Genomic DNA, 25595 nt, shown 5'->3' with positions numbered 1-25595 from the left:
ACGCCATATGTGGGCCGGGATCCGTAAGCTCAAGAAGACGGACGAGGCGACCGGCGTCACGGTCACTGGGACTAACCACCGATCGTCTATTCTCCCTCTGCGGCGTGACCGCAAGCCCGCAAGGGCCTAGAACGTGCCTAGCCGCTCGCTTACCGGCGGGCAGTGCACGATTGCTGGCAATGCTGGTCCGTGAGGACACGTGAAGCGGATTGGACCATGGCAGTAGGTCACGGGCACCACCTGGCGATCTCTTTTTTGCGGCGCATTCTCGGGTGGGCCATCAAGCGAGGCCCCCTGAAAGTTGCTCGGCCCCAAACGCTGCGGCACGGACGTCCGGCTCCACAAAACCGATGACGGTGCAATGCGGTTGCGAATGTGCAGTGTCGCCTTGACCTCCGGCTCAGGTGAAATCCATTCCAGCTTTGGCTTCACGAGCGGCCAGACGAAAATGCACGGCAAGACCTCCTCGTCTTGCCGTGCATCTTCCCGTCCAGCCCCATGAACCGGGCGTGTGGTGTTTTCAAACGGTCGCGACCTGGGCAGTCTGAGCCGCGATCACATTGGGCGCCACTGGGCGCTGCCCCCGAACCGGGACATTGAAAAGCGGAGCGAGATTTCTGGGCTTGTAGACTTGCTGCGCGCGCGCCGACGGATCGTCGTCCGGAGAAAAGGAAACTGTCTGCCCATAGCGCGCGATCACGCTTTCATGAAGGGATTCGTTGATCGTGCGTTGAGCGATGCCCTGTCCATCGCGCGGCCGGTAAAGCGTTTCGTAGTAATTCACCCTGAACGGCTTCTCGCAGATTTGCCGGAATGTCGGCGTCAACCGGTCCTTAAGCGACCAGCCTGCACGCGAGTCGTGATGCGGGGCGCTGACGTCGAGTCCTTTCGGGAGCATCGTCCAGTCCATCACAAGCCCGCAGGCCTGCGCCTTTTGCGCCATCCAGACCAGCGGGATATCGGCCAGTGAACGGTCGACATACCCTCCGCCAACGTCTCCATGGCTGCCTGCGAACCAGACCTGCTCTATCGTGCAATTGGCCGGGACGTCGCCTGTCCAGAGCGTCGGCACGAACTCGTCTCGCGACTCATCGATGGCCATCGCGTGGTAGGCGTGGCGCGTTATCTTTGAGGCCGTGGTATTGTGGAATCCATATTCCCTGCAGTTGAAGCCACTGAAAATGTGGCTGGGAACGCCGAGCGCGCCGACCGTGTCCCAGACCCCGAGCATCGTGACTTCGACATCCAGGTGCGCATCCGTCGAATATCTATCAACGAAATCCTTCGGCGACCGGTCCTCGGTGGTTCTGTAATACTGCCAGGCGTTGCGCAGATCCCCGAGCCGCTGCCGTCTGAGAAGTCCGCATGAGGCGATCAGCCCCGCCAGGCTGCGCGCGGAAAAGGCGCCACGCGAGAAACCGAACAGATAGATCTCGTCGCCTGAAACATAGTTCTGGGCGAGGAACATGTATCCGGAGCGGATGTTCTCATCCACGCCAGTGCCGATCGCGCCATCCAAAAGGCGTTGAATTTGCAGGCCGGACGATCCGATACCACGCAGGTACAGGACAGATTGCGGAATACCGCCTCTTTCGTCCTGGCAAGCGCGAATGGCCCTCGCGATCCGCGCGACATTCGTTTCGGAACGGGCACTATCGGCGTCGTTCCAGGTTCCGTCGAAACAAACAACCAAGCGTTTCATCTCTTTTTTCCTTTATGGCCCTGATGTGCGTTTCCCTGTTGTCTGGCGTGAGCAGCCGCGGTTCTCACGCGGCCGGCGCTTCAAGCCCGCCCCGAAGGGCGCGGACCCATTTTTCAACCTTGCCCATCACGCCCCAGCCGCTGATCGCGGCAAAGACAGGGAAGGCGGCCGTTACAAGCTCGCTGCCGAGCCCTCCGCCAGCATGCGTCGCCGCCGCTGTGGCGCCCGCGTTCGCCGCCCCCTCGATCAAGGGTGCAGCGATCGCCGTGACCGGCGCCAGCTGCGGGAAGAAGATTGGCAGAAGGGTCGTGGCGAGCATGCCGATGGCACCTATCGCGGTCTTGCGGCCGTCGAGCGCATTCCCGAGCGTCTTTCCGAGCGCACCGTTGACCGGCGTCAGGTCAGGGTCGCTGACCGATGCGAGCGGGTCCGGTTTCGCGCCATTCAGGACAACGCCATTGATCGTCGGTTGGGTGACAAGTGCCCGCAAGACATCGACCAGCCAGGTCATGTCGCCCTGGTTCGCGGGCTTGTGTCCGCGCGACATCGCAGCGAGCGCGAGGATCTGTTGCAGCAATTGTGCGGGGTTCGCCTCGGTCGTCGCCGGAGCCGGTGCCGGCTGCGTGATAACAGGCATGGTCGTTTCCTCCTGTGGGACATCGTCCTGATCGACGAGCAAGTAGTAAAAAGTCTCCTGTCCATGCTTCTTCAGCAGACCGTCTACGAGGGTCTTGAATTCGTTCCACTGATGCGGTGGGACCGTCTGGCAACCGAGGCTGGAGGTGGACGTGACGCCGCCGCGGTGGAGATTGATCCAGAAGCGGCCATCCTGCGAATCCGTATCCTCACCGGTTTCATCGCGAATGACCGTGCAGTCGCTGTCCTGCCGGAAGGCGGGATAGGGTCCGTTCTTGCGCCCAAACCCGTGTAGACCGGGTCTGTACCGGATCGCCTGGCGTGGCTTCAGCCGCGCGATACCGCGACCGAAACGGCTGGGGTCCGTATTGGCGTTGAAGTTGTGGACACCGCTCGGCTCGACGATGAAGATCGCGTCGTCGTAGACGCCGCGATCGTTTGCGCTCTCCTTGCCCATCGAGTTGAGGTAGTAGCCGCGCACGGCGACCAACGTCACAGCGTCATCACGCCCCTCTTCCGGGATGAGGTTTCTAAACTCCTGAAGCACGGTGTTCGTGAGCGCGGCGGATTGCTTGGGCCGGTTGAGCGGGAGAAGCTGCGAGATCGGATTGGCCAGCAGTTCTTCGGTGGTCTGTTCTTCTTCCGAGTTCGGGGCACCCCCGAGGAGCGTCTCGATCTGGTCGGCGGTGAAGATTTCGTCCGGGCCGCCCCTGCTCTCCAGAACGCGGATCTTCGGGCTGCCATACTCTCCCTTTGCGAACATGGCTGCTTCACGCTCGCGACGCGCGACCAAGCCGTCGAGCACCTTGCCGTTGCTCTTGTTCCAGCGCGCAAATTCGGCGGCCGCGCCAACAGCGTCTCCGGCATTGAGCTTCTGCGTCAAGCCTGCCTTCGATATCGCGCCCGTATTGAAGTGCCACGACACAAGGGCATCGAACTGATGCTGCGCCAGCGGGGTCCTGACGGCTGCCTGGACCTGCGCCTCGAACTTGGCAAGATCGGTGCGGAAGATGTTGATCGCCTCCGTCAGGGTGATCGTCAGGCCGGAGCGGGGAACAGGTGGACCGGCCGCCGCCGTATGTCCGGCGCCGACCGTCATGGTTCCTGTGCCATCGTTGTAGGCTGATAGGACGATTGCCTCTTCGGCGAGCATGGCGCATATGCCGCGTACACTTGTCTTCACGGAAGCCTCCCATCGTTTTTGTAGCGCGCTGTTGCCCGCTAGTTCTGCCGCGGCTGATGGTCGGTTTACTGTGCGTTCAAGTTGGCACGGTCACGCCACGCGGGACCTGCCAATCGCCCAGACCAACGCCAGGGCATGTCCAACCGCCGTCGGGCTCTGCTTCACATTGGGACAGAGCCGTCAGTTGGTCGTCGGGTTTCGTATGCAACACTATGGAAAAGATCCACCTCGTTAAAAATCCAACGAGAAACGTTCACTTTGGCGATAAAACAAGGATATCCGTCGGATTTTTGGACGAAAATCCCTGACATTTAGTATCGGACATAGCCTTTGACTGAGTTTATTCAGCCAGCCTTCCGATACTTTACATGACGATTGGTGACGAACCTGTTCCAAATGTAACAGTTAAAGCCAAAATGGCTGATTATAATGTTTGAGGATATACGCGATAGCTCGATTTTAGAGCGGGGGCAGCCATGAGCGCCATAGTATATGCCATCGCAAGCATCCCAATGGCTGTGCTGCTTGCCCTGATCCTCAAACATCTGAAGATTGGCGAGAGCACCACCTTCATCGCGCTGCTTCTGCTCCCGCTCGGGGTCTGGGGCATCGCGTCTGGGACGATCAGCGAGTTGTCCGCGGGCGGTGTCGCACTGACGTTTCGCGAGGCTGCTAAATCCGAAGTCAAGCTATTGCCCCTTACGGATGTCGTCGAAAATTTCCAATCGATAGAGAAGGAGGGCGTCGCAGCGATCGAGGGCTTGACGCGCACCCTCACGCCGGGGCGACCGATAGCACTTGTCCTCCATCTCGGCCGCCCAGGTTACTACGCCCCGTCGGCCGTCGTCCTCTACCTTCAGGCACTGTCGAGCTTTGATCCGGAATTGACGTTGGTGGTCACGGACCCGGATGGGAAATTCGCCGCGGCCGCCGACGGCCGAGCGGTGATCAGCTACCTGTCGGGCCAGAACGGTTCTGAGACCCAGGCACGATTCCGCGAGGCGCTCGACGCGCCCGACGCCGGCAAACTTCTTGAGCTACCAGGGTTTACGAAGGAAGCGATCACAGCCGACGCGACGAACGCCGAAGCGCTCACAAAAATGGATCAGCTGGCACGCAAAACGCTGGTTGCCCTGGACCCCGAGGGCCGCCCCAAGGGGTTGGCCAAGCGGGATGCAATTGTCACGTATCTTCTGGTTCAACTGACGACCGATACCGCCAAGACCCCTTGAAGTCACCTACGACCAGCCGGCTCAAAAGATCGGAGATCAGCGTCCTGCCGTCCCGGTGCATCGCCGTGATCTCGCTCGACGTTCCGATCGTCACCTCGGACTGCCCCGGACGTAACTTCTGAGGGTCCGGATCACGTCGTCGAAGCTGGAAAACGGGCAGTCCGGACGGACCCGGCACACAGGTTTTGCATGCCCAAAAATGCGGGAAGCGGACCGGTGTCCCGCTCCGCTTCGCTTACCTGACAGGGACTCGAACCCGGTGGCACCACAAAATCATTGCCATAAGAGCCAGGAAACACAATCATACAACGAAAATCGGCGTCAGGCCATCCTTAGACGCTACGCGTCAGATTGTTCTGGTCGACGAGCGGCCAGGATGGCGTCACCTTCCAGCCACGGATCCCCGGTCCCTCGATCAGGTTTTCGCGGAACACCCAAAGGTGCGGATCCTCGTCGCCGAACGCGACGACCGAAACCAGGCGGATGCCCATCGTGGCCATCGAAATCCGGTTCTCCGCCACCAGCACCTGGTGACCGATGAAGCCCCAGATGCGGATGCCCTGCGCAAAATACCTGCTGAAATTCGGCCGGGTCGACAGTGCCATCTCGTTGCCCCGGATGCGCAGGGTATCGACATTCCCGACAAGCACACCGTAACCGGCATAGGCTTGTGCGTAGGGCGCCATCAACTCCATGCGGTTGTCGTCGATCGACACCGATCTGGCCCGCACATTCGTGTTGCGCATGTGGCTGACCGCCACCCGCACCCCCACCTGGAAGGCGCGGATCGCATTGCCCCGGATCGCGACATTGTCCATCCGCCGTCCACCGCAGACGATGCCCTGCGCCCCCAGGCTGACCGAGTTTTCCTCAAGCCCCTTCAGCCAGTTCTGGACCGATCCGAGCCCGGCGCGGAGCTCGGCATCCTCCAATACCTTCTTCGCCAGGCCGTAGCTCAGCCCCAGAAGTTCGTCTGCATTTGCGATCTTGGCAGCCGAGCCGCTGCGGGAAATGAGCGTCGTCCAATCCTTCTGGCTGAAGGCACTGTCGAAGGCGACGACCTGCCCGTTCGCCTCGACCACGACCTGTCGCTCAGCACCCGATCTCGCATCGAAGCGCTGCACGACCGGGTCGCTCGAAACGAGGAGCGTGGTGCGCACCTTCGTATTGTCCAGCCCCTCACCATGGGTGCCGAACGAGTCCCCAAGCCGCTTCAACTGCTTGCGAAACACCGGCATCCGGTCGGGGTTCTCTGCCACGGAGGCGACGAGCCCCTGCGCCCAGCGACCGAACGTTTCCTGGTTCTTGAGGTCCGCCGCGGCGGGCGGGTTTGTAGCGACCAGCGCGTCCCAGTCCTTCTGCGGCACTGGACTGTCGAAGGTCATGCGCCATTCCTTGACGCCAATCTCCTTGAAGCCGGTACCCCGGCCGACATAGCCCTTCACGGGGCGGGTGATGAAGCTGTTTGCGGTCGTGGCTAGCCAGACCTTGTCGGAAAGGAACGCCTTGATGTTGAGCGAGCCCTTGCCCGGCTTGGCGGTCAGGATGTTGCCGGACACATCGACGTCGACGGCATCGGTCACGACGATCCCCTCCTGAAGGTTGCCGACCGTCAGACTGTTGTTGGTGATCCGAACCGATTGCGTGACCCTCAAGCTCTTCAGCGTCTCGCTGTAGCCCCGGACCGTCAGGCAGGTGCGCTCGGTCGAGGTGCCGCCGCCGCAACTCAGCGTGCAGCCATGCACTTCAACCGCGTCGCAGTGACCGAAGTCCAGCGTGCCCTGACGGTGGATCTTCCGACCGGGATCGACCGCGCTGTTGCTGTCGGGCGTTGCAAATTCAAGCCCGCTGACCACAACGCTGGCGCAGGCTGCAAAGGCGATGGCCGCCTCCGTGCGATAGGCCAGAATCTGGACGGTCCCGGGCCCGGCGCCGCTGATGCGGATATGACCAAGACCGGTCATCTCAACGGTGCGCCCGGTGGTGTAGGTGCCCCTTGCAAAACAGATCGAGGCATTCTCGCCCGGCTGCAGCCCCTCCAGCCGCGCCACCCAGTCCTCACCCGGCTGGATGACGATCGTGGTGCAGCCGACATGCTGGAGCCCCGCCAAAGCCTCGATAGCCTTCTGCACCGTATTGGCGAGCGCAAGCGCGGGCGTATTGGCCGGGTTGAAACTGACGTGGGTCGCACGCGCGAGTGTCGCGTTGAAGCTGATAGGCGCATGGGTCGGTGTTCCGGCGGCATCCAGCCGCTGGGCAAAGACGCGCTGCACCCGGTTCGTGCCGTCAAGGCTAAAGGTCACCGACGCCACGCCGGTGCCATCGGTGGTGGCCTCTTGGGTTGGCATGCCGTTACCAAACTGCCCGGCCCCCTCCGCAACGGTGAAACGGATCGTCTCTCCCTGGACCGGTTTATGGCCGCGCACCACCGCGACGGAAAGCTCCTTTGGTAGAGGTACCAAGGCGGCCGCATTCAGGGGATCGTCCAGGGCCTCTTGCCCGTCGCCGCCGGCGTAGAGCACCTGCTTGGCGCGGGTAATCGGCGGGAAAAGCGGGCGGCAATCTTCGGCTACGGTCCAGGCGCCGGCACCGTCGAGCACGAGCCAGGCGAGCGCCGCATAGTTGCGCCGCGGTCCTTCTGCAGGTTTCGGCAACGGTTCGCCGGTGACCGGATTGCGTGGCCATTCCACATCGCCGGACACGGCGCGCGCCGGAATGATCCAGTGATCGCCGGGTTGATACTGACCGGCTTCGAAGCGGATCTGGACACCATTCTCCAGATCTGCCCAATCGGCCGCGGCATCGTCCACCTGCGCCGGAAGCCCGCCTTCCCAACGGGTGACGAATGCCTCCGCCGGAAGCTTGTCTGTGTCCGGGAGACCGTTGTTGAGGAGTGGCGCAAGCGTGAGCGGATCGCGCAGTTCGGCAAGCGAGACGCGTTGGCCGACCACCTCGTCGATCCGGGCGAAGAAGCCAGGCGCCTCCCCATAGATCGCCGCCTGATCGCGGATCTCGATCCAGTCGCCCGCCTTCAACGCGGTCATCTCATCACGGCCGATGCTGTCCACCACCAAGACGCCTGCGTCGATCTCGCGGTATCGCGTGCGGTGAATGGCATTCTCGCGCGACCATTTGTAGAACGCCGCCGCCTCGTCGCCAGCCAGATGGATCTCGACGCGGAAGAGAAAATTGTCGAGACTGCGGTAGCCCGCGGCGGGCGGCAGGTTGCAGGGGCCGGCGCTAAGGTCGGAAAGCTCCGCCCGCGCGCGCATCTCGCCCTGCGCACGGTCGGCAAGGACGGGATCGAACCCCTTTGACAACGCCGGGCAGGTCAGGTCGGAAGCCTGGTATCCAAGCGCCAGGAGCGCCGCGCGCGCGACCAGCTGGACTTGCCAGATGGTCCGCTCACGATAGGCCGTATCCGGCCCGTCGAAAGCCACCTCGCGCAGCAGCGGTTCATCGAGTGCGGTCACGATCAGATCTGTGGACTTGAGCACGGCCAGGTAGTCGCCGGCCACCGCCGGAAGCGGCGTGCCTGCCCCATATGGTTGCCGCTGGACTGTTGCCGGCCGGAAGGCGCGGGTCACGGCATCACCAAGGGCTGGCGTGGTACGGAAGGTCCGCACGCCGTTCGCATCCTCAGCGAAGTTGCGCACCTTGACGAAAACGCTCAGGCCCGCCGGGTCAGTGCTCAGCGCGTCGTCGTCAGCCAGCTCCCCGCCATCGTCGATCCGCCAGACCGCATTGCCGCCGGTGCCCGACTGACGGGTCAGCGAAAAGCCAAAAGGCCAGCGCAGCACATGGCCCACACCTGCCACGTATCCGGTACCAGGGGTGATCACCAGCGTTCCGGTCCCGGGATCCGGGATCAGTCCGAAGCCCGCATCGTCCTCCGGAAAGCCGGCGGGGCCGATGATATCAGCCGCCGTCTCCCGATCCGAGGCGCGCAGGATGCCGCCCTGTTCGTTCCAGTCGGCATCGGTGAACAGGCGGCCCTGCTGCATCCCCACAAGGCTGAAATCCTTGACAGGATCGAAGGTCTTTCTCGAAATATCGCCGGTCATGGCAGGCCTCCTAACTCATGTAAATGAAGCCCGGAACAAGGCCGAATGGCGCAAATTCCTCGATGGCATCGCGGATGTTGGCGCGGCGGGCTGGGTCGCGGTTGGCGTAGCCCACTCCCATCTCCATGCCATCCTCGGCCCCTTCGAGGATGGCCTGTGGCGTGCGCAGGCTTAAGAGCCCGAATTCGGGATCCTGAAAACGGGTCGAGACGAAGACCGGCCGCGGCTTGGGGTCGTCGCTCGCACGCGGCACGCAGCGGTAGCGGCGCGGCAAGACCGAGGTCTCGTCGACATAGCAGAACCGGACGCAGCCGCTCTGCCGGTGCTCGACGGTGATCCGCCCAGTGAGGATGCTGTTTTCCGCCTGCAGGCTGCGGCAGGTGGTGCGGCCAAGGACGGTACTGCCGCTGCAGCTCATGTCCATGAGCGGCACGCGCAGCACCAAGGCGCCAGCCCCTGCCCCGCCGCCACCGGCGGTCTGATCCTCCCCGATGATCGATCGCGTGATCTCGATCGCGCCTGTCGCCTGCGGTAGCTCCACCTTGCCGACAATGCAGCGGTCGAGGACCAGGCTCATCCTGGCGTTCTCGGTGGTGGCACGCACCGAATAGTCCAGCGCCGCGCCCGAGGCGCCGATCGTGCAATTGTAAAGCCGGAGAGCCCCAAGATCGCCTCCAGGCCGGGCGGTGAGATTGCCGGTGATCACCAATCCGTCGATCACCAGCGAACCGGCCGGGTCGTCGCCCGCATCCGCCGCCTCGATCATCGCCGGCGCCAGAACAAGAGGCCGCCGGTGCATCGGCGACAATTGGCCCGCAAAGCGGCGACGCACCCCGCCCGGCTCCTCCACCACCGGCCAGGCGGCAGCCACAATCGCCAGCGTTGCGCCTTTCGGCAACGTGATTGCATGGGTGGCGTTCAACGCCTCGACATAGGTGGCGTTGTCCATCACCGCGATGATCCCGCGCGAGCCCGCGGTGGCCTGGGCATTCCAGCGGTCGACCGCATCGCGCAGGCTCGCGACCACCGGCCCACCCTGAAGCGGGTTGTCGGTCACATGGCCCGCCACCTTCGTCACACCGATCTGCCAGGGCGGCGCCTCGCCGGGCACTACGAGATCGGGCAGCCATTTCTCAAGGCTCGACCGCCGGTCATAGGCGCCGCCGCCGATATCGAAGGGCTGCCCGGTGGCAAAACCGGTCTCGACCGCCTTGCCCTCGTCCGAAGCGTGCAGCGAGATCCGGCCGAGCTCAGGGTCGACCATCACCGTGCCAGCCACGGCCGGCCGCCGCCAGGTGCCGTTTTCGGCCTTTTCCAGATTGCAGCAGAAGAGCTTTTCAGGCGACACCTCCGCGCCGTCCAGACGCACTCGAAACGGCGGGCTTTCCTCAAACCAGCGGCCCGGAGTGGCGCCGTCTGCGCGGGCAGCGTTGAGCGCGGCGAAGACCTCATCACGGGACAATGTCGCAGGCACGGTGCGCGCGGTCATCCGCGCACCCACGCTCAGGTCGGCCGCCGGGCGGTTGACCAACGGCAGGTCGCGTCCCAGCGGATCAAAGGTCAAAAGCCCCGGATCCGGTGCATCGGGACGCGGAACGGCCCCGCCCAGATACCCTGCGGCTGGATTTTCCACAGGCCAGATCGGTGCCGCCGCGCGCCGCCAAATGAACAGCCCCAGATGCGGAATGTTGTAGCGCCCGGCATAGGCGCCCGGCTGCCCGGCGGCCGGCGAATGCGCCATCGTTGAGAACGGCGACCGGCTGGCGCGGCAGCGCGCGGTGTTGCGCAGGTCGGCAAAGCCCGGTGCAGCCGGTCGCACATGGTTCATATGCTGCGAGGTCGCAAGCCTCTGGAAGAATTCGACCGCCACCACCGACCATCCGGACACTTCGCGCGCCACCTGCTCGATCGCCGCGGCGGTGCCTTTTGCCTGCCGGTTGCGCAGCACATTGGCGACGTATCCGCGCAGAAGCCCTATCTGGTCGGACCCGATCTCGCGCATCGGCCGGGCGCCGATCAGCGCAGCGATGTAGGGCAGTGCCCACGGCTCGCAGGTCTCGACGAACCAGTCGTCGTAGAGCTGGTCTATGTCGCGCTCCAGGATGACCAGCTCCTGTGCCATGATCTCCATCAGCGCCTGAAGCGCACGACCCTCTTCGGCATCGCGCGTGCGGAAATGGCTGGGCAGCCGTTCGAAAAGGTTGCCGGTCGCGCGATTATACATTTGCGGTCTCCATCATCGTCAGGCTGACCGCCGACGGCAGCACGGTCAGCAATTGCGCCGGGGCAAAGTCGTGGCGCTGCCCGCGCTGGCCCGGCCCTACGGCTGGGAGCGAGGGCAGCACCGAGGACAGATCAGCAGCCACAGAACCGGTGGTAGAGCCGTCGAGCAGCACCTCGAGCGCGTCGAGATCGACCGATACGACACCGCGCGCCCGATGCAGCGCGGCAATGACCTCGGCAGCACTCACCGATTGGGCGAGCTTGCGCGCGTCGTAACCGAAAAGCGCCTCGATCTGCTGGCGCGCCCAGAGCTTGACGTCCTCGGCGCGGTAGGTCGGATCGGGATAAATCTTGGCCGTCAGGGCAAAGAACCGGCGCGCGTAGGGTTGCAAGATCAGGGGACGTGCAGGATCGCGCGCCTTGGCCATTGCATCGGCAAGGTTGGACATCAGCGGATCGCTTGCCGTGAGCTCGGCGTCCGCTTCAGGGGCCACCGTGACATGGATCACCTTGTTCTGCCCTGACCACAGCTCGCACGCCTGGGCCTTGCCGATGCCGGCAAAACTACGCGCAAAATCGGCGTAGTCGGTGAGCGAGACGATGCGCCCGAGGGTCTTGACCGTGCCCGGTGCGGTTTCGCGCGCGCTATCCAGCGTCTCGGGATCGGCCGAGCCTGTTGCGGGCGACGGGTTCACCACTGCGCGCACACCGAGCGGCCGGGTTCTCAGCTGACTGATCGCCTCTTCCGGCACTTCGCCGGCGCGGCCGATGCCGCTGCGGTACTCCGCCTTTACGTTCAGCAAGCCGGTGGGCAGGCGACGGCCGGTCCGGCCGTCACCGAAGCGCACATGCGCCTTGCCGTCGTCGGACAGGCGCACCTCGTAGACGGGGTCCTCCTGCCCGGCCTGGCCCAGTGCCGTCACCTCCTGCCAGAGCGCACCGTCGATACGGATCTTCAGGGTCGAGGCGCGACCGGCCTCGTTTGCGGCTGAAACGTAAGTGAGCGGCGGCTTCTTCAGCGTGAAGGTCTGGAACGTCAGCCGGGCGTCGCCATTCCCGAGGTCTTCGGCCACCGCCTCGCCATGGGTGGCGAGCGCGACATTTGCGTTGATGCGCACGGTGGTGCGGTCATAGGGCCAGGCGGTCTCGCCGGTCAGCACCAGCCGCGTGATCCCGTCGATATGCTGGACCTCGTCGATGATATGGGTCTCGCGCCCGGTGATGCCCTCGGCATCGTTGCGTGCGCCGGAAAGCGAAACGGGCCGTCCGCGTTCGAGATCAAGATAAAGCCGGTCCAGCTCGACCGAGGTGGACCTGTGCGGCAGCTCCGGCGACAGCGGCACACCGGCAAGCGGAAGATGCGCGCTGACCGCATGGATCTGCGAACCCCGAAACAGGAAGGAATTGTAGATTGTGGTCGAGTCGGTGCCGCCGAGCTCCAACAGTCCGCCATTGGCGGTGCGGAACCCCACGCCGGTCGACTTTCCCGTGATTGCGTAGTCCGCCCGTGATTCCGCCGCCGCATGCACGACCCGCAAACCGAGAGACCCGCCCGCGGCGTTCTCGATGATCGCCCAGCCGTTGGGCTGCAATTCCTTCAGCTCGCGGTCGAGGTAGACGTGGGAGGCGCCCTTGTCGATGTACTTTGCCCCCATCCCGTCCAGCCAGATCGTGTTGGGTGATCCGCCCGTGGCCCCATCCCAGTTGTGGGTATAGGGACCCTTGTCATAGGTCCCATCGGCCTTGGTGCCATAATTCACCGTGGCGTGGAGCGGCGCAGTACTGCCGAAGAACCCGGAACTGTCGCGCATGACATGCAGGCCGAGTGCCGGCACCTCGCCATCGTCCTTCTCCGGCGGCGGCAAGACCAGCAGGCGAACCAGCGTCATGATTTTGGCGCGCTGCCAGGATTGGGATTGCACCAGCGCCGAGAGCCCGTCTCCCGACCAGGTCCGGCCGCGCACATGCGTCTCGATCGCCTGAGTGCCCAGCGCGATGCGCATCGAGGGCATGATGCCGATCAGCAGTTTCGCGAGCCGGAAGGGCGGTGCGCGGCGCACCTTCTCGGGCGCGTGGCCGCTGCGCGTCAAAACGACTTTCGTCAGGCCGAAGGCTCGGTCCTCGGTGGCCGATACCACCCGCATCGGTATGGCCGTGACCGGCGCGCCATCGCTCGCCGCCTGCGCCACCGCCAACAACCGGGTGCCCTTGCGCAGGTTGAGCCCGAGCCCCGTAAGGCAGACCTCGTTCACCGGCAGCGCGTAGAGCACCGGGTCGATCTCTTCGTTCGTTTCGTTGTCCTCGATACGTTTCGCCAGCGCGGCGGGCAGATCGAGCCGTCGGGTCATCGGGTGGTAGTGTTCCAGATCCGCCTCGGCAGCAATGGTAACGAGGTCAGGATCGGCCAATGTGGCGTCGTCGAAGGAGTTGTCCAGATCGAAGAGGTAGAGCGTGCCGTTGGCTGTGTCCCCATCACTTTCGAGGTTGTTGTAGAGCACCAGGTTCTGAGGACGCTCGGTTCGGGCGTGAATGTTGTTCCATTCGGCGCGTGCGGTGATCTCTTCGACCGTTTCGAAGATCTGCGGCAGTTTGCCCTTCTCGTGCGGAATCGACATCGCCTGCACACCGATACCGATCTGGACCACGCGATAGGGATTGTCCGTGTCCTCGACCGAGAATGCCAGATGGGCGCTGGACGCCACGCCGGGGGCGAGCTCATAGCCGATCATCCGCGCCAATTCGAGCACCGAACGGCGCTGGGTGGCGGTCCCGATGAAACCTTCGTTGGCGATGCGCTCCGAATAGAAGGACACCACGTCGCAGGCCATGGCCCAGGCGTCGAACAGGCTGATCGTCGGATCGCGAAGGTCGCGCGTCCGCAACGCCTCCAACGGCTGGAGCTCGGCACCGGTCTCCGGGTCTATCACCCCGTGTCGCGGCAGAAGATGCAGCATTCGCGCCAGCGCCTCGGGCTGGGTCGTGATCCGGTAATCCACCTGTGAAAGCCCGGCACGGTTGGCAGGGCGATGCGGACCAAGGTCGATGCCGCCACACGGCGAGCTTTTGTCGCGCGTTGCCATGATCAGCGCCCCCCTTCCACGATGAAGCGGACCCGGCCGTTCTCGGGACGGCTGGGATCGTTGTCGAGCCGGGCAATCTCGGCGCTGGCGATCGGCAGGATCGCCTCGGCGGCATAGTCCACACCGGGCTGATCCATCCGGGCAAAACGGCCCACCGGCGCGTTGCTTTCGTCGGTGGTGCCGATCCAGGACACGCCGTCGATCCGCATCGCGCGGGCGATCATCGGCGACAACGCCACGTCCGCTCCGAACTCCAGGACATCCGGATGAAAGAGCCCGCGGGTTCCATCCGGCAGATCGCGATCGGAAAAGAGCGCCAGGAGATCGCGGTTGATGTCCGACGCATAGGCGTCGGGCGCGGCACAGACAAAGAGGATGATGTCGAGCGGTACGAAGACCGGCGAGACAAATTCTAGATCGTGGCCCGCCAACCGATGATCTTCGATGAACGCGCGCAACTCGGCCTCGACTGCAGCGTCCACCTCGCCGCCTCCGACGAGGTCGAGCGCCAGCGTGACCGTGTGCCAGCTGCCGGTCCAGCGGCGGCGCCCGAAGGCTCGTTCGACGCTCGGGTGGCGGGCGGCAACCACGGCGTAGTCGGCCGCCGTGACCGCACGACGCGAGACGCGAAACGCCTGTGGCGCGGCAACATGCACTGCCGTGCGTGGTTCCGGCACGATGCCGCCGGTTGCCGGGACAGGGTTGCTCAGCGCGAAGATGCCGTTGCCGTCGCCGGTCACCACATGGGCGATCGCGCCGGCCCCGATGTTGCCGCGCAAACCGCCGCCGTGACGGATACGCGCGACAAACGCGGCTCCATCGGTTGGGCGGCGGCCCAGTACCCCGTCGCCGAAGCGCACATAGGCCGCCCCTGGCACGGTGCCTGCCTCGACCGCCACATGCGGCGCGAAACGCTCCGACGCCAGAAGGTCCGGCACCGTCGTCCATATCTCACCGTCGCCGACGAGCGCGACCTGTGCGACCGGTTCGGCCACCGGCGAAAGCGACGCAGCCGCCGAGGCGGTGCGTGCACTCTCCGGATCGAAAGGCGGCGCGCGCACCACCTCTCCGGCGGCCAGCCGGTAGCGCAGCACCTGGCCAGGCCCGTCATCTGGCAGCAGGCCGTCGGTGGAGAGGGTTTCCAAGAGGATTTCGTCTTCGTGCGCGGGGTCGCCGTGATCGACGGTACGGCCTTCGTCGACCAATAGAACATTGCCACGCGCCACCGACATCGGCTTGCCATCGAGGGTACCGATCGGCAGAGCGAACCTCAACGCGTCTTCGGCGAACCAGCGCACCTCAGTCAAGGCGAGACCGAAGATCGGATCACTTGCAGGCTTGGGGCCTTCCGACAGACGCACGACCTGGCGGTGCGTCGGATCCGGCGGATCCTCGGTGCTACCGCCAAAAGGAATGCGCTCCTCCAGCAAAAGAAGATCGCCTGCCACAAGGTCAAGATCGCCGGGAGCCTTCGTCAGGAAAGCGGAGGTTGCGCCCTTGGTGAGGCAGCAGCCCTCGTCGCCCCAATCGTGGAAGCCCGCATCGTTGCGCGCCACGCGCAGCGACTTCAGCGGTTCCAGTGCCTCGAACACCACTGACCCACGTCGGACCATGTCTTCGAAAAGCTCCGCCTCTGGTGTGATCACCGTCGGCCGCTGCTGCCCCCGATCCTCTGGGCGGGTCAGGAACCGGGTGCCGCGCGCAATCACGTCAGGTGCGCCATCCCGGTCGACATCCGCCGTCACGGCGACGGCTGTGCGCGCATTGCAACCCTCGCCCGGACGATAGCCGAGTAGCCGGGCGTGGCGCACGAGTGACTGCCGAAAGCGCGTGCGCTCGAAGAACGCTTCGGTGCCTATGGCGTCCTGAAACCAGCTCACCTTGTCGGCAGCATCCGCCAGCACCTCAACAAGGGTCACGCCCAGATCCGCCGGATTGCGCTCGGTCCAGTCGGCCATGGTGGCAGACATGCGGTCCAGCATCATCGTGCGAAAGCCGGTGAAATCGCGGGTCAGGTAATCTGTCGGCGGCCCCTGACGACGCGCCGGAACCGAAAGTGCAGGGTCGGCGCAATCGAAATCCGAGCGGCATTCGACTTTGAAGGAGAAGCACACGCTCGCCAACTGGCGATCCATATTGGCGGGCGGTGCAGCGTTCACCGCCCCTTGCCGCAGCGACAGCACATAAGGCGAGAAATCCCCGGCCTGGTCCAGGGTCAGCCGCTGGGTCAACCCGTCCGGCTGCAGCGCCAGCGATAGCACCTTGATGCCCTTGACCCGCGTTCCGCCTGTCACGGCGAAGTTGTCCTCGTTCAGGGCGGCGACGCCATCGGGTTTGAGGAAAGCTACGTCGAGCAGTTTCTGCGCCATGCCAGCCGGTGCGCCGCTGTCCAACACCTCGACGAAGTCGATGCCGTTGATCTCAAGCCCGCCGCCCATGTCGGCGTTGCTGTCCAGAACCCTCTGCCGGCGCAGCGACGTGCCGCAATGACACCTGCACTTCGTCATATCGCGCCCTCCACCACGGCGCGGCGAATCTCGTCGTCGCCGAGGCGGCTGTAGACGACCGTGACCCGCAACTGGCTGTCCACGGCCTCAACCCGCACACCACGCAGTTCGATCACCTCGACCAGCCATTGCTGAAGCGCCCCCTGGACCATGTGCTGGACGGCGGCTGCGATCTCCGGCGTGTTCTCCGAAAACACCATCTCGTGCAGCCCGGCACCGAATTCAGGCCGGTTGAGCCGCTCGCCGCGGCGCGTGAACAGCACCTGCTCGATCATGTCGCGGATCTGCTGGTCGCGGTCGGCCTCGGCCGTGGTTCCGGCGGCTGAGATCCGGTAGGGGAAGGAAAACCAGGTCATATCGCGACAACCTTGGTTTGCGGCGAAGACCAGACCACCGGACCGTTGGGGATCTGGCCGGATTTGCAAAGGTCGCCGGGATTGACCAACAACACCGGCTTGCCGGCCGACTGCACCTTGCTGGCCGCCTTGGTGAACTCAGCAATGAGACAGGGCTGCGGCTTGGGTTCGGGCGTCGTGAACGGGCAACCTGCGATCGTGCCCTTGTCGCCGAGAAGGGCTGCCGGCGTGCCGTCGATCAAAAGCTTCACACCCGTCGCCGCGATCGTGATCGGGATGGAATGCGGGCAGGTGGCGACGGTTCCCTGCGTGACGATCGGCGTGGTCATGGCAGCACCTTCAGATTTCCGTTGTTGATCGTGACCCCATCGGGACCAAGCTTGACCGTCGATCCGGAAAAGCTCAGTTCCATGGCGTCCGCCCCCGCCTTCAGCACGGCATCCCCCATGGCCGTGGTCATGCTGAGCGTGAGTTCCCCCATGCCCGGCGCGTCGAGCACCTCCAGTTTGAAGTTGTCGCCCGCCCAGATCCGCGTCAGCGCCTGCGTCGGCCCCATCGCCGCCGGCGTGTCTCCGGCGTCCCAGAACCCGCCAGACCAGATTGGATAGTCCGGGTCGCCGCGCTCGAACTCGACCCAGACATTGGCGCCCGAGGGCGGGATGGCGAAGATGCCAACGCCCGGTCCGGCGCCCGGCAGACAGGGCATGGCCCAGGCGAGCGTGCCATCCCCCATGACATCAGCCACGCTGACCTGCACCCGGCCAAGGCCCAAGGGGTCGATGTTGAGCTCAACCTTGCCGCGGTATTTGCCGAAGAATTTTTCGTCCTCGCAGCTCATATCGGCGATACCTCCGGTGCGACGGCCGGCAGGATCGGATAGAGCCCGTCGCGCTGAAGTGCGAACGACTGGGTATAGGCACCGGGTTTGAGCACGTGCCTGACTTCGGCCACCGTATAGGTTCCGTTGTAGATCATCCCCAGGCCGCGGATATCGACCGCGTAGTAGGGTTTAAGCACCGCGTTGTAGCGCGTGTTGTCGATGGTGCCGGTCACCTCCAGTACCCTTTCGGCCGGTTCGTTCACCTCAGCCATCAGACGCGCAAGCACCTGCGCGGTGTTGAGGCCCGAGGTCACTATCTCCTTCGTCTTGATATTGCCCATCTGCGTCAGCGCCTCCGACAGGGCCGACATCGGCGTGTTGGTGGAGGTCGGGATCTCCAGCGAAACCACCTGCCCTGTGGAGCGGTCATGCACCTTGGCGCGCGCAGCCGTCAGGGTCTCGCCATCGTGGTTGACCGTGACGTCGTAGGCATCCGACATTGGCCCCAGATTGACCGAGATCGGCTTCTGCGGCAGGCCGGGGCGCGGCACCGGGCCGAAGTAGAGCTGGCTGATCCCCGGCGCCGGGCCGGGATCGATGAACACCTTGTAGCCGTGGCGCCTGGCCATCTTCTTGGCATAGCCGAGGTCCGTGCAGGTCTGCTGCGGCGTGCGGTCGACCGGGATCGGCGGATCGATCACCGGCGGCGGCATAATCACCGGGATCACGCCGTAGGTGGCATATTTCAGCGCCATGGCATTCATGATCACGGTTTCGTCCTGAGCCGGGTGCTGGGCGCGTTTCTCTTCGCGGTCCATGACAAAAGTCAGGTCGCGGCCCAACATCAGGTACTTGCCTTCATTCGACCCTTCGCCGGGTATGTACTGGGTCTTGGTCACCACCCCGTCGAAGATCGGCGTCGGCACCACCCCGTTCCAGACAACGACCACCACCCGCGCTCCGCGCTGGAACCGGGGATCATTGACGAACGGAGGGCCAAATGCGCCAAGCGGTCCCTCTCGCCCGGCCAGCAGCGTGATCTTGAAGCCTGAGTCCTTTTTCATCGCCTGGCGCACCTCGATCTCTTCGATCGCCTCCATCGCCTCGAGCGGTGCGGGCAGCACGACGGCCTCCCTGCCCAGAAGCAGCGTGACGCGAATGCCGAGGATGTTGCCGAAGGCGCTCACGTGGTCCTGCCTCCCCTCGCATCGGGCATCGGAATGACCAGTGGAGCGCCGGGCACCGCGGTCAACTGGTCGGGATGCGCGGCGGAATTGGCATTGGCGATCATCCACCAGGCGGTCGCCTGGCCATAGGTCTGTGCGGCGATGATATCCGCGCGGTCGCTGTCGGTGACGCGGTGCTGGCGCGCCACGGTGTGATCCTCGGGGTGCGGCAGGATCGGCGGCACGATGTGGCGCACTTTGCTGCCGTCCGGCCGGGTGAATTCGGTTTCGGTGGCGATGGCGTATCGGCTCGTTGCTGTGATCATCACGCCCTCTCAGAAATCCAGGTTGCCCGCCACATCGGCGATGTTGTTGACGCTTGCGACGGTGGCGAGCGTCTCCTTGATCACCTGGTGGGTCAGGAAGGCCCAGTAGCCCGGGTTGGTCATGGACAGATCGTTGTAGGTCAGCACTTTCATCGAGACCGCGACATCGGCGCGGATCGGGTTTAAAGCCGGGTCGTGCGCGGTCTCGGTGATCGACAGACTTTCGATCTTGACAGGCACCACCCGCTTCCAGCCGTAGATGAAAAGCGTCAGCGGTGCGGCCGGCGGCACCACCTCCATGGTTCCTGCCAGCATCAGCGCCTGATTGATCGCAACGGCGATGGTTTTCGGATAGACCATCATCTCGAGTGCTGCGAGATAGCCCGAAATGCCGCCGCCCAGAGGTCCGTTCTCGCCCTCTTCCATCTGGTCGATCAGGTCCATCTTGAGGTTGGCGCTGATCGTCTCCGTGGGAGGCCCCGCCAGCCGCAACGGTTCCGCCCGCCCGTTGCCTGCCTGGCTGTAGTTCGGCGCGATCGACCGGGTGATCTGGTCGGGGTTGTACTGGAAGATCGCCACCGAAGAGAGCGGGTTGAAAAGATCAAGCCCGACAAGAGCGCCTTTCTGGACTTGTGGGGAGATGGTTAGACCCGTCATAGCAGGCTCCGATCTGAGACGCCGGACGTGGAACCAGTGAAGTCATTCTTTGGAAACGGTCTCATCTGTCAGCACTCAGCTTTGCCCAGAACCCGTCGCTGCCGGTGGGATTGATCTCGATTTCGGTATCGTTCTTCAGCACATAGGGGCCGTCCGGGAGGTACTTGATCCAGTCGCCGGACTTGTCACGCCCCACCTCGATGACCTTGATCCGGATGGGTAGCGGTCCGAAGGTCTTCAAGTCCGACGTCTGGACGTAGAGGTAGACGTCGAACAAGGTCTTGGCGTCGCCCCGCCCTTGCGCGAAACCACCGGAAGGCCCTGGCAGGATGGTGTGATAGCTCGTTACCGTCCCGCTCGGATCGGCGATTTGTCCACGGCGTACCGACTGGGTCGATTGCCCGCCGGATCCGGGTTGGCCGCCGCTGCCGCCGGCCGCGCCGCCTGCGGGCTTCTGCTCGGGGGGCTGTCCCGCGGGCTTGTCTTTTGCCGCGTCGGGTACGGTTTGCTTGTCCGCCGGTGGGCTGCTTTTGGCGGTCGGCGGGCTGCTCTTGTCCGGTGGATCCCAGACCTCCGGAGTGCCCGGAGGCGGCGGCGCTTCCGGCTCGAGCAGCTTGCGGAATTCTTCCGGCAGTTTGCTGCGGTCGACCTTGCCTGCGTTGTCAACGATTCCAGTGCCCAGGCGACCATGTTCGCGGATTTCCTTCTGGGTGGCCCGGCGCTCGTTCATGCCCGGCGGGAAGCCCGGCGGCGGTTTCGAGAGGTCGCTGCCGCCCCGTCCGCTACCTGGATTGTCGATGTCCTCGCACGGGACCTCGGCCGCGTCAGGCAGATCGGGCGCATCGCCGATATGATCGCAAAGCAGCGGCTTCACCTCGGGCGGCAGGATGTCCTTGAGATGGCTGCGGATCGTCTCGGCGATTTCCTTCGGCAGGTTCTGGATGATCGCCCGGCCGAGGATGAACTCCTTGATCAGGTCCTGTGCGACACAGGAGCCCAGCATGTGCGACAGAAGATACTCGCTGGGCGAGATGTCGAAGAGCGAAAGGATGTAGTCGACACCGGCAACGACGCAGGAAATTCCCACCGTTTCGAGCCCGCCGGCGGCGCAGGAGGCGATGCGGGCGACGTTGAACACATGCCGGGCGATGCTGATCAGGGTCTTGGCAGCTTCCCAGGTGTCCATCACGGCTTCATAGATGCTGCCGAAACGGGTCTTGATCGCCTCGGCCGCCTCTTCGACCTTGGCTTCGATCTGAGCCGCGATTTCCTCATACTTCTTGACGAACTCGCCTTCGATCGAGTCGGTGTATTTGCTGAAATCGGAGCCGATCATCGATTTCAGCAGCGATTTGAACCCTTCCTCGACGCAGTCGACCAGATAGGCGCCAACCTGCGGCAGCATGACCTTGATGATCGCGCCGAAGATCACGCCGCCGACCTTCATGATCGCCTTGCCGATCTTGCCGCCACTCGTGCGCTTCTTCGCGCCCGCCAGGAAGTTTTCGAACTTGGTCTTCAGCCGGTGGTAGATGTTGAGCGCCTTGACGAAAGTCGCACCAAAGGTCTTGCGCATTGCCCCGAGCATCCGCCCCGACCGCCCTTCCATGAGCTCGGCACGGTTGAATTCGGTTTGCGCCTTGGTCAGCGCGGCTGTGTCCTGCACCGGTCGCGAACCGTCGGGACCGGTGCCACCCAGCAGCTTGACGGTGTTCTGGATCGCTGTGTCGAAGGCCAGCTTGGCGATGTCCGCCTTACCGGTCCCGGTCTTGATGTTGGTGTAGTCGGCAAAGGTCCTGGTGAAGGTTCTCTGCTTTTCCTTCCAGGTGTTGTACTGCGCCTGGAACGGATCCTCCTGTGGCGGCAGCGGCTTTTTTGGTTTCTTGGGTTGAACGCGGGCATCGGCATGGCGCAGCGGCATCACCTTCTTGCCCGTCGGCGAAGAGACCATTTGGTCGTACAGGGTCTGGCTCGCCTCGGTCAGCTTGTCGCGCCGGTTGGACCGTGATGTGCTGGTGTCCTGTTCCTTGATTTCATCGGGCCAGAACACATACTCCCACAGGAACTTGGCGCCGCTTTTCTGCCGGTAATAGGACTTCCCCGTATAGGTGAACCCTGTAACGTTCTCGTACTTGTCACGACCAAGGATCGTCTTGCTGTACTTGTTGAGGCGCAGCTTCAATGCACTTTCCAGAGGGATGAAATCGCCGCTGCTGGCGGAGCTCGCCATCTTGGCGGCGCTGAAGTTGGTCCTGGCGAGCGAATTGCTTCGCGACGACCCGGTCAGGGTTCCGGCTGGCGCGGTGCCATTCTTGACGGCCTCGCTCTGTTCCACCGTCTTGTTGTAGCGCCGGGCGGCTTCGTTGAAACCGGTGGCGTAGTCGCCAACCTGTTTTTCCGCGTCGCTCATGCGATCCCTGTCACCGGCGAATTTTACGTCGCCAATCTCGTAGCTCGAGGGCGCATCGAGTGCGGATCGAATGAAGTCGGTGGTCGCCCAGCGAGGGCTCGATTCCGTGCTGTATTTCTCGTAGCCTCCGCCCGGTCTCAGCGCGGCGCCGCCGATGTGAAGCGACTTTCTTGTGTCGTAACCCAGGCTCTTGGGTACGACGTTCTTACCGCCGTCCGACACGACGTACCACGGCAGTGCGGTCGGCCCGCCAGCGCCAGTTCCGGTCCCCGTCCCGGTGCTGCTGCCAATGCCAGTGTACGGTGCAAACCGCAGTCCCCAGAGCTTGTTGGGATCTGAGATGACCAGGTCGGCATAGCCAAACCCGTCGTCCACAGAGCCCTTGTCGCGCTGCGCGTTGGGCACCGCCACCTCACCCATGAGTTTTGCATTCTTCTTGACCGCGTCGGCAACGACGAGGTCATGGGTGGGTGTCTTTTGGGGATCCTCGCCGAAGTAGAGCGTTTCGCTGATGATCTCGGACGGGACGCGGCGCACTTTCGGCTGCACTTCATCCGGCTGGGTCTGTTGCAGCACATGCGCCAATTCGTGCGCCATAGTGAAGGACGGCGCTTCCGCTTCGTTTCGCCCCAGCCAGACATGATTGCGGTAGGTAAAGGCGAGCGACGAGATGCTGTCATTCAGCGCATCCGAGGCGCTGCCGCGATGGATGCGCACGCCAGAGAGGTCGCGCCCCATGCGGCTTTCGAAAAAGTCTCGGGTTTGCGGCGAGAGGGCGCTGCCGCCGGATTCCAGCTGACCGGCCGAGGCGGCAATGTGTTCGGTACCCGCAGGGCCGTCGGCCCGCATCCGCGGCATGTCAGTCAAGTCATGCAACATCTCGCGCTCAAGCAGCGGCGAGGGTATGCGCTGCACCGTCGCTACGGCCCGACGCGGCATGACCGGCATCTCTTCCTCAGCAGCGCTGCAAGCGGCGCATTTGCGTTGAACGACCGATCTGCGTGCCATCACTTCCGGCTCGTCGTCTTCGCTCCGGCGCTGAAGACCGGTGCCGGGGCGCTGGGTCATGACGGTCGCTGCGATTGAATCCGCTTCGGCCTCGTGCGGATGGTCAACCGGTCCCACCTCCAGTCTCGGCATCACCGGCGTTTCGTCACCTCCGCAGGCCGAGCATTTCCGCCTGATGCGACGGGGCATGGCGTCCGGCGTTTCCGCGTCGGGCCCGGCACGTTGAACGGAATTTGGCTCGCGGGTCGCCATCACACGTCCGGCTATGTCATCCGCTTCGCGCTCGAACGGGTCGTCCACCGGGCCCACTTCAAGCCGCGGCATGACTGGCATGGTGTGCTCGTCATCCTCTCGGGCGCATTCAGCGCAGACGCGCTGAACCGAAGGAACCGAGGACAGCGAAGAAAGCAGGCGCCGAGGCACCTGGTCTTGATCCGGCAACGGCTCGGCCTTGTGTTTCGTCGGCGTCGCGACGGCAAAGGCGGGGGGCTTGGCGGCTTGGGCGACGCTCACGGACATGGCAGCCCCCCGGCAGCTGGCCTGGTGCTGCAGGTGATCGCCGGCGCAGGTCGCGCTATGTCGCCCCGCCCTACCATTCGAAGCCGATCCCTGTGAGGACCTGGTGCGCCCTTTGGCGCTCCGGTCGGCCTGAAGTGGCGGCATCCTCGTCGCCCAGAGGCGCCAGGAAATTGTAGAGCACTTCCATTTGCACCGGTCCGAAATCATAGCCGAGGCCGCCGCCGGCCTGGAGGCCGAACCCGGCCGGAAGATCGCCGCGCGCGGCATCATAGTAACCGCCTCCGAAGATCCGCCCGTAGAGGGACCGGTAGACACGATACTCCGCACCGCCGCGCAATCCGGCGCGGATAAAGGCGTCCCGATCGTCGACCGGCACATCGACATGAACGCCGGCGGTCAGGGCACCGCCGGCCCAGTCCAGCAGCGCATTGTATTGCAGCGAGGCGACGAAACTTGTCCTGTCGCCCGCCATCTCGACGCCTAACAAGCCGGTTCCCTGACTGGTGAAATGGAAGCCCTGATAGGCAAGCGCGCCGCCGAGCCCAGTCCAGAACCCGACCCTGGTCGCCGGATCGGTATACGCGACCTTGAGCGTGACCGGATTTTTGTAGCCGTCGAGAAAGGCAGCCAGTTCGTCGAAGCTGGTTTGGATATCGATGCAGCCTGAGCTGCCGCGCAGTAGCCCGCCGTGCAGGAAGAACGCGCTTCGCCTTCCGGCATTGCCACACGGCCCCTCCCTGACCGCGACAGGATTGAGGTGCACCCGTCCGGCCCCCCAGTCGCCGGCATGAATGCTCTGCCCCTGGACCGTGACGTTTTTCTTGCCGACGATGCCGCCGACCAAAAGGTCCAACTGCTCCCCGGTTGAAAATTGGCTGATACCCGGTGGCGAAAAACTATAGGTGCCCTCCGGGATCGGCCCCTTGTCCTTGATGCCGGTGAAACGTCTGTCGTTCAGATAGGTGTCGACATCGACATCTGCGCCGCAGGCCTTGGCATCCTCTTCGGTAATCTTGATCGGGCGACCGGAATCGCCGTCGTAGCGCATGATTTCCTCGCCGTCGCCGTAAACGATCAGTTCCTCACCGTTGAAGACCATCGTGACTTTCTTGAAGTCGGCGGCCTTGCGTTCGCCGTCCGGCGCGCGGCGGATGGTTTGCTCGCCAGCGGTCTGTTGCAGGCTATGCGTCAACTCGTGCGCCATCAGGCGTCGGCCCTCGGTGGTTCCGGGGATGTACTCGCCCTTGGCCAGCGCAATATCGTTTCCAAGCGTATAGGCGCGCGCCCCGATCATGGCCGCGGCCTGATCAACCTGCGGCCCTTCATGGACGCGCACATGCGAAAGGTCCCGCCGGAAACGCGGTACGAAGAAGCCGGCTTCAGCGACACTGAGCATGCGGCCGCCCGCAGAAACCGCTTTGGCCGCCGTGGCAGCGCCGGATGGCCCGCCCCCAGTGTTGCCCCGAGTGTTGCCCCCGGACCCGCCGCCTTGCCGCTGCACCGAAGCGGCCGTCATGGGCGTGACAGCCCGTGCAGCACTGCCCTTTGCGACGGTACCGGCAACCTGATCGGCCTCGCGCTCATAGGCGTCGTTCGCCGGACCGACCACCGGCTTACGCTGAAGTACGCCGGGCACCGCGCTGAGCGATCCGGGCAGCCGCATCTTAGGTTCACACACGCCCGAGCCACCGCGGTTGCGTGCGGAA

16 protein-coding genes are annotated in these 25595 nt (G+C 64.1%); 1 reads left to right on the top strand and 15 read right to left on the bottom strand.

Features of this window, described 5'->3' with window-relative positions; genetic code table 11:
- Positions 1-520 precede the first annotated feature (520 nt).
- The gene (locus IB263_RS20865) at positions 521-1702 is read right to left on the bottom strand and encodes a DUF2235 domain-containing protein (protein WP_060607876.1); all 1182 of its coding nucleotides are present in this window, start codon (positions 1700-1702) and stop codon (positions 521-523) included.
- Positions 1703-1766: 64 nt separating this feature from the next.
- The gene (locus tag IB263_RS20860; protein ID WP_060643925.1) at positions 1767-3521 is read right to left on the bottom strand and encodes a lysozyme; all 1755 of its coding nucleotides are present in this window, start codon (positions 3519-3521) and stop codon (positions 1767-1769) included.
- A gap of 476 nt (positions 3522-3997) precedes the next feature.
- Between IB263_RS20860 and IB263_RS20855 the strand changes: the two genes are divergently transcribed.
- Entirely contained in the window at positions 3998-4753 is a 756-nt protein-coding gene (locus IB263_RS20855) for a hypothetical protein (protein ID WP_113080092.1), read from the top strand.
- On the opposite strand, the gene IB263_RS34740 is transcribed toward IB263_RS20855, so the two are convergent.
- From IB263_RS34740 to IB263_RS20795, 13 genes are all read right to left on the bottom strand, one after another.
- Entirely contained in the window at positions 4704-4931 is a 228-nt protein-coding gene (locus IB263_RS34740; RefSeq protein ID WP_090300678.1) for a hypothetical protein, read from the bottom strand. The two genes, IB263_RS20855 and IB263_RS34740, sit on opposite strands and share 50 nt — an antisense overlap.
- Before the next feature lie 154 nt (positions 4932-5085).
- The gene (locus IB263_RS20850; protein ID WP_192438954.1) at positions 5086-8817 is read right to left on the bottom strand and encodes a DUF6519 domain-containing protein; all 3732 of its coding nucleotides are present in this window, start codon (positions 8815-8817) and stop codon (positions 5086-5088) included.
- A gap of 10 nt (positions 8818-8827) precedes the next feature.
- A complete protein-coding gene (locus IB263_RS20845; protein ID WP_127890347.1) occupies positions 8828-10939 on the bottom strand; it encodes a hypothetical protein in 2112 nt (703 codons plus the stop codon).
- Positions 10940-11033: 94 nt separating this feature from the next.
- Positions 11034-14120: a putative baseplate assembly protein gene (locus IB263_RS20840; protein ID WP_192438953.1), complete on the bottom strand. Its 3087-nt coding sequence runs from the start codon at positions 14118-14120 to the stop codon at positions 11034-11036.
- A 2-nt stretch (positions 14121-14122) separates the two neighbouring features.
- The gene (locus IB263_RS20835; RefSeq protein WP_192438952.1) at positions 14123-16627 is read right to left on the bottom strand and encodes a putative baseplate assembly protein; all 2505 of its coding nucleotides are present in this window, start codon (positions 16625-16627) and stop codon (positions 14123-14125) included.
- Positions 16624-16983, bottom strand: coding sequence for a GPW/gp25 family protein (locus IB263_RS20830; RefSeq protein ID WP_060519094.1), 360 nt, complete (start codon positions 16981-16983; stop codon positions 16624-16626). The genes IB263_RS20835 and IB263_RS20830 overlap by 4 nt, the downstream gene beginning before the upstream one ends.
- Entirely contained in the window at positions 16980-17312 is a 333-nt protein-coding gene (locus IB263_RS20825) for a hypothetical protein (protein WP_060519092.1), read from the bottom strand. The genes IB263_RS20830 and IB263_RS20825 overlap by 4 nt, the downstream gene beginning before the upstream one ends.
- A complete protein-coding gene (locus IB263_RS20820) occupies positions 17309-17821 on the bottom strand; it encodes a phage baseplate assembly protein V (protein WP_090300666.1) in 513 nt (170 codons plus the stop codon). Before IB263_RS20820 ends, IB263_RS20825 begins: the two co-directional genes overlap by 4 nt.
- Positions 17818-18990 carry a hypothetical protein gene (locus tag IB263_RS20815; protein WP_090300664.1) on the bottom strand — a complete coding sequence of 391 codons (1173 nt, stop codon included), beginning with the start codon at positions 18988-18990 and terminating at the stop codon, positions 17818-17820. Before IB263_RS20815 ends, IB263_RS20820 begins: the two co-directional genes overlap by 4 nt.
- The gene (locus tag IB263_RS20810) at positions 18987-19295 is read right to left on the bottom strand and encodes a hypothetical protein (RefSeq protein ID WP_060519086.1); all 309 of its coding nucleotides are present in this window, start codon (positions 19293-19295) and stop codon (positions 18987-18989) included. The genes IB263_RS20815 and IB263_RS20810 overlap by 4 nt, the downstream gene beginning before the upstream one ends.
- 9 nt (positions 19296-19304) lie before the next feature.
- The gene (locus tag IB263_RS20805; protein WP_060519084.1) at positions 19305-19952 is read right to left on the bottom strand and encodes a hypothetical protein; all 648 of its coding nucleotides are present in this window, start codon (positions 19950-19952) and stop codon (positions 19305-19307) included.
- A 61-nt stretch (positions 19953-20013) separates the two neighbouring features.
- On the bottom strand, positions 20014-23889 hold the full coding sequence (locus IB263_RS20800; protein ID WP_192438951.1) for a DUF4157 domain-containing protein: 3876 nt from the start codon (positions 23887-23889) through the stop codon (positions 20014-20016).
- Positions 23890-23959: 70 nt separating this feature from the next.
- Positions 23960-25552: a DUF4157 domain-containing protein gene (locus IB263_RS20795; protein ID WP_192438950.1), complete on the bottom strand. Its 1593-nt coding sequence runs from the start codon at positions 25550-25552 to the stop codon at positions 23960-23962.
- Between the last annotated feature and the right edge of the window lie 43 nt (positions 25553-25595).

The sequence above is a fragment of the Ensifer sp. ENS03 genome (assembly GCF_014852035.1).
Taxonomy (GTDB): domain Bacteria; phylum Pseudomonadota; class Alphaproteobacteria; order Rhizobiales; family Rhizobiaceae; genus Ensifer; species Ensifer adhaerens.
The sequence above is the reverse complement of the archived record's forward strand: the minus strand, read 5'-3'. Positions and strand labels throughout refer to the sequence as shown.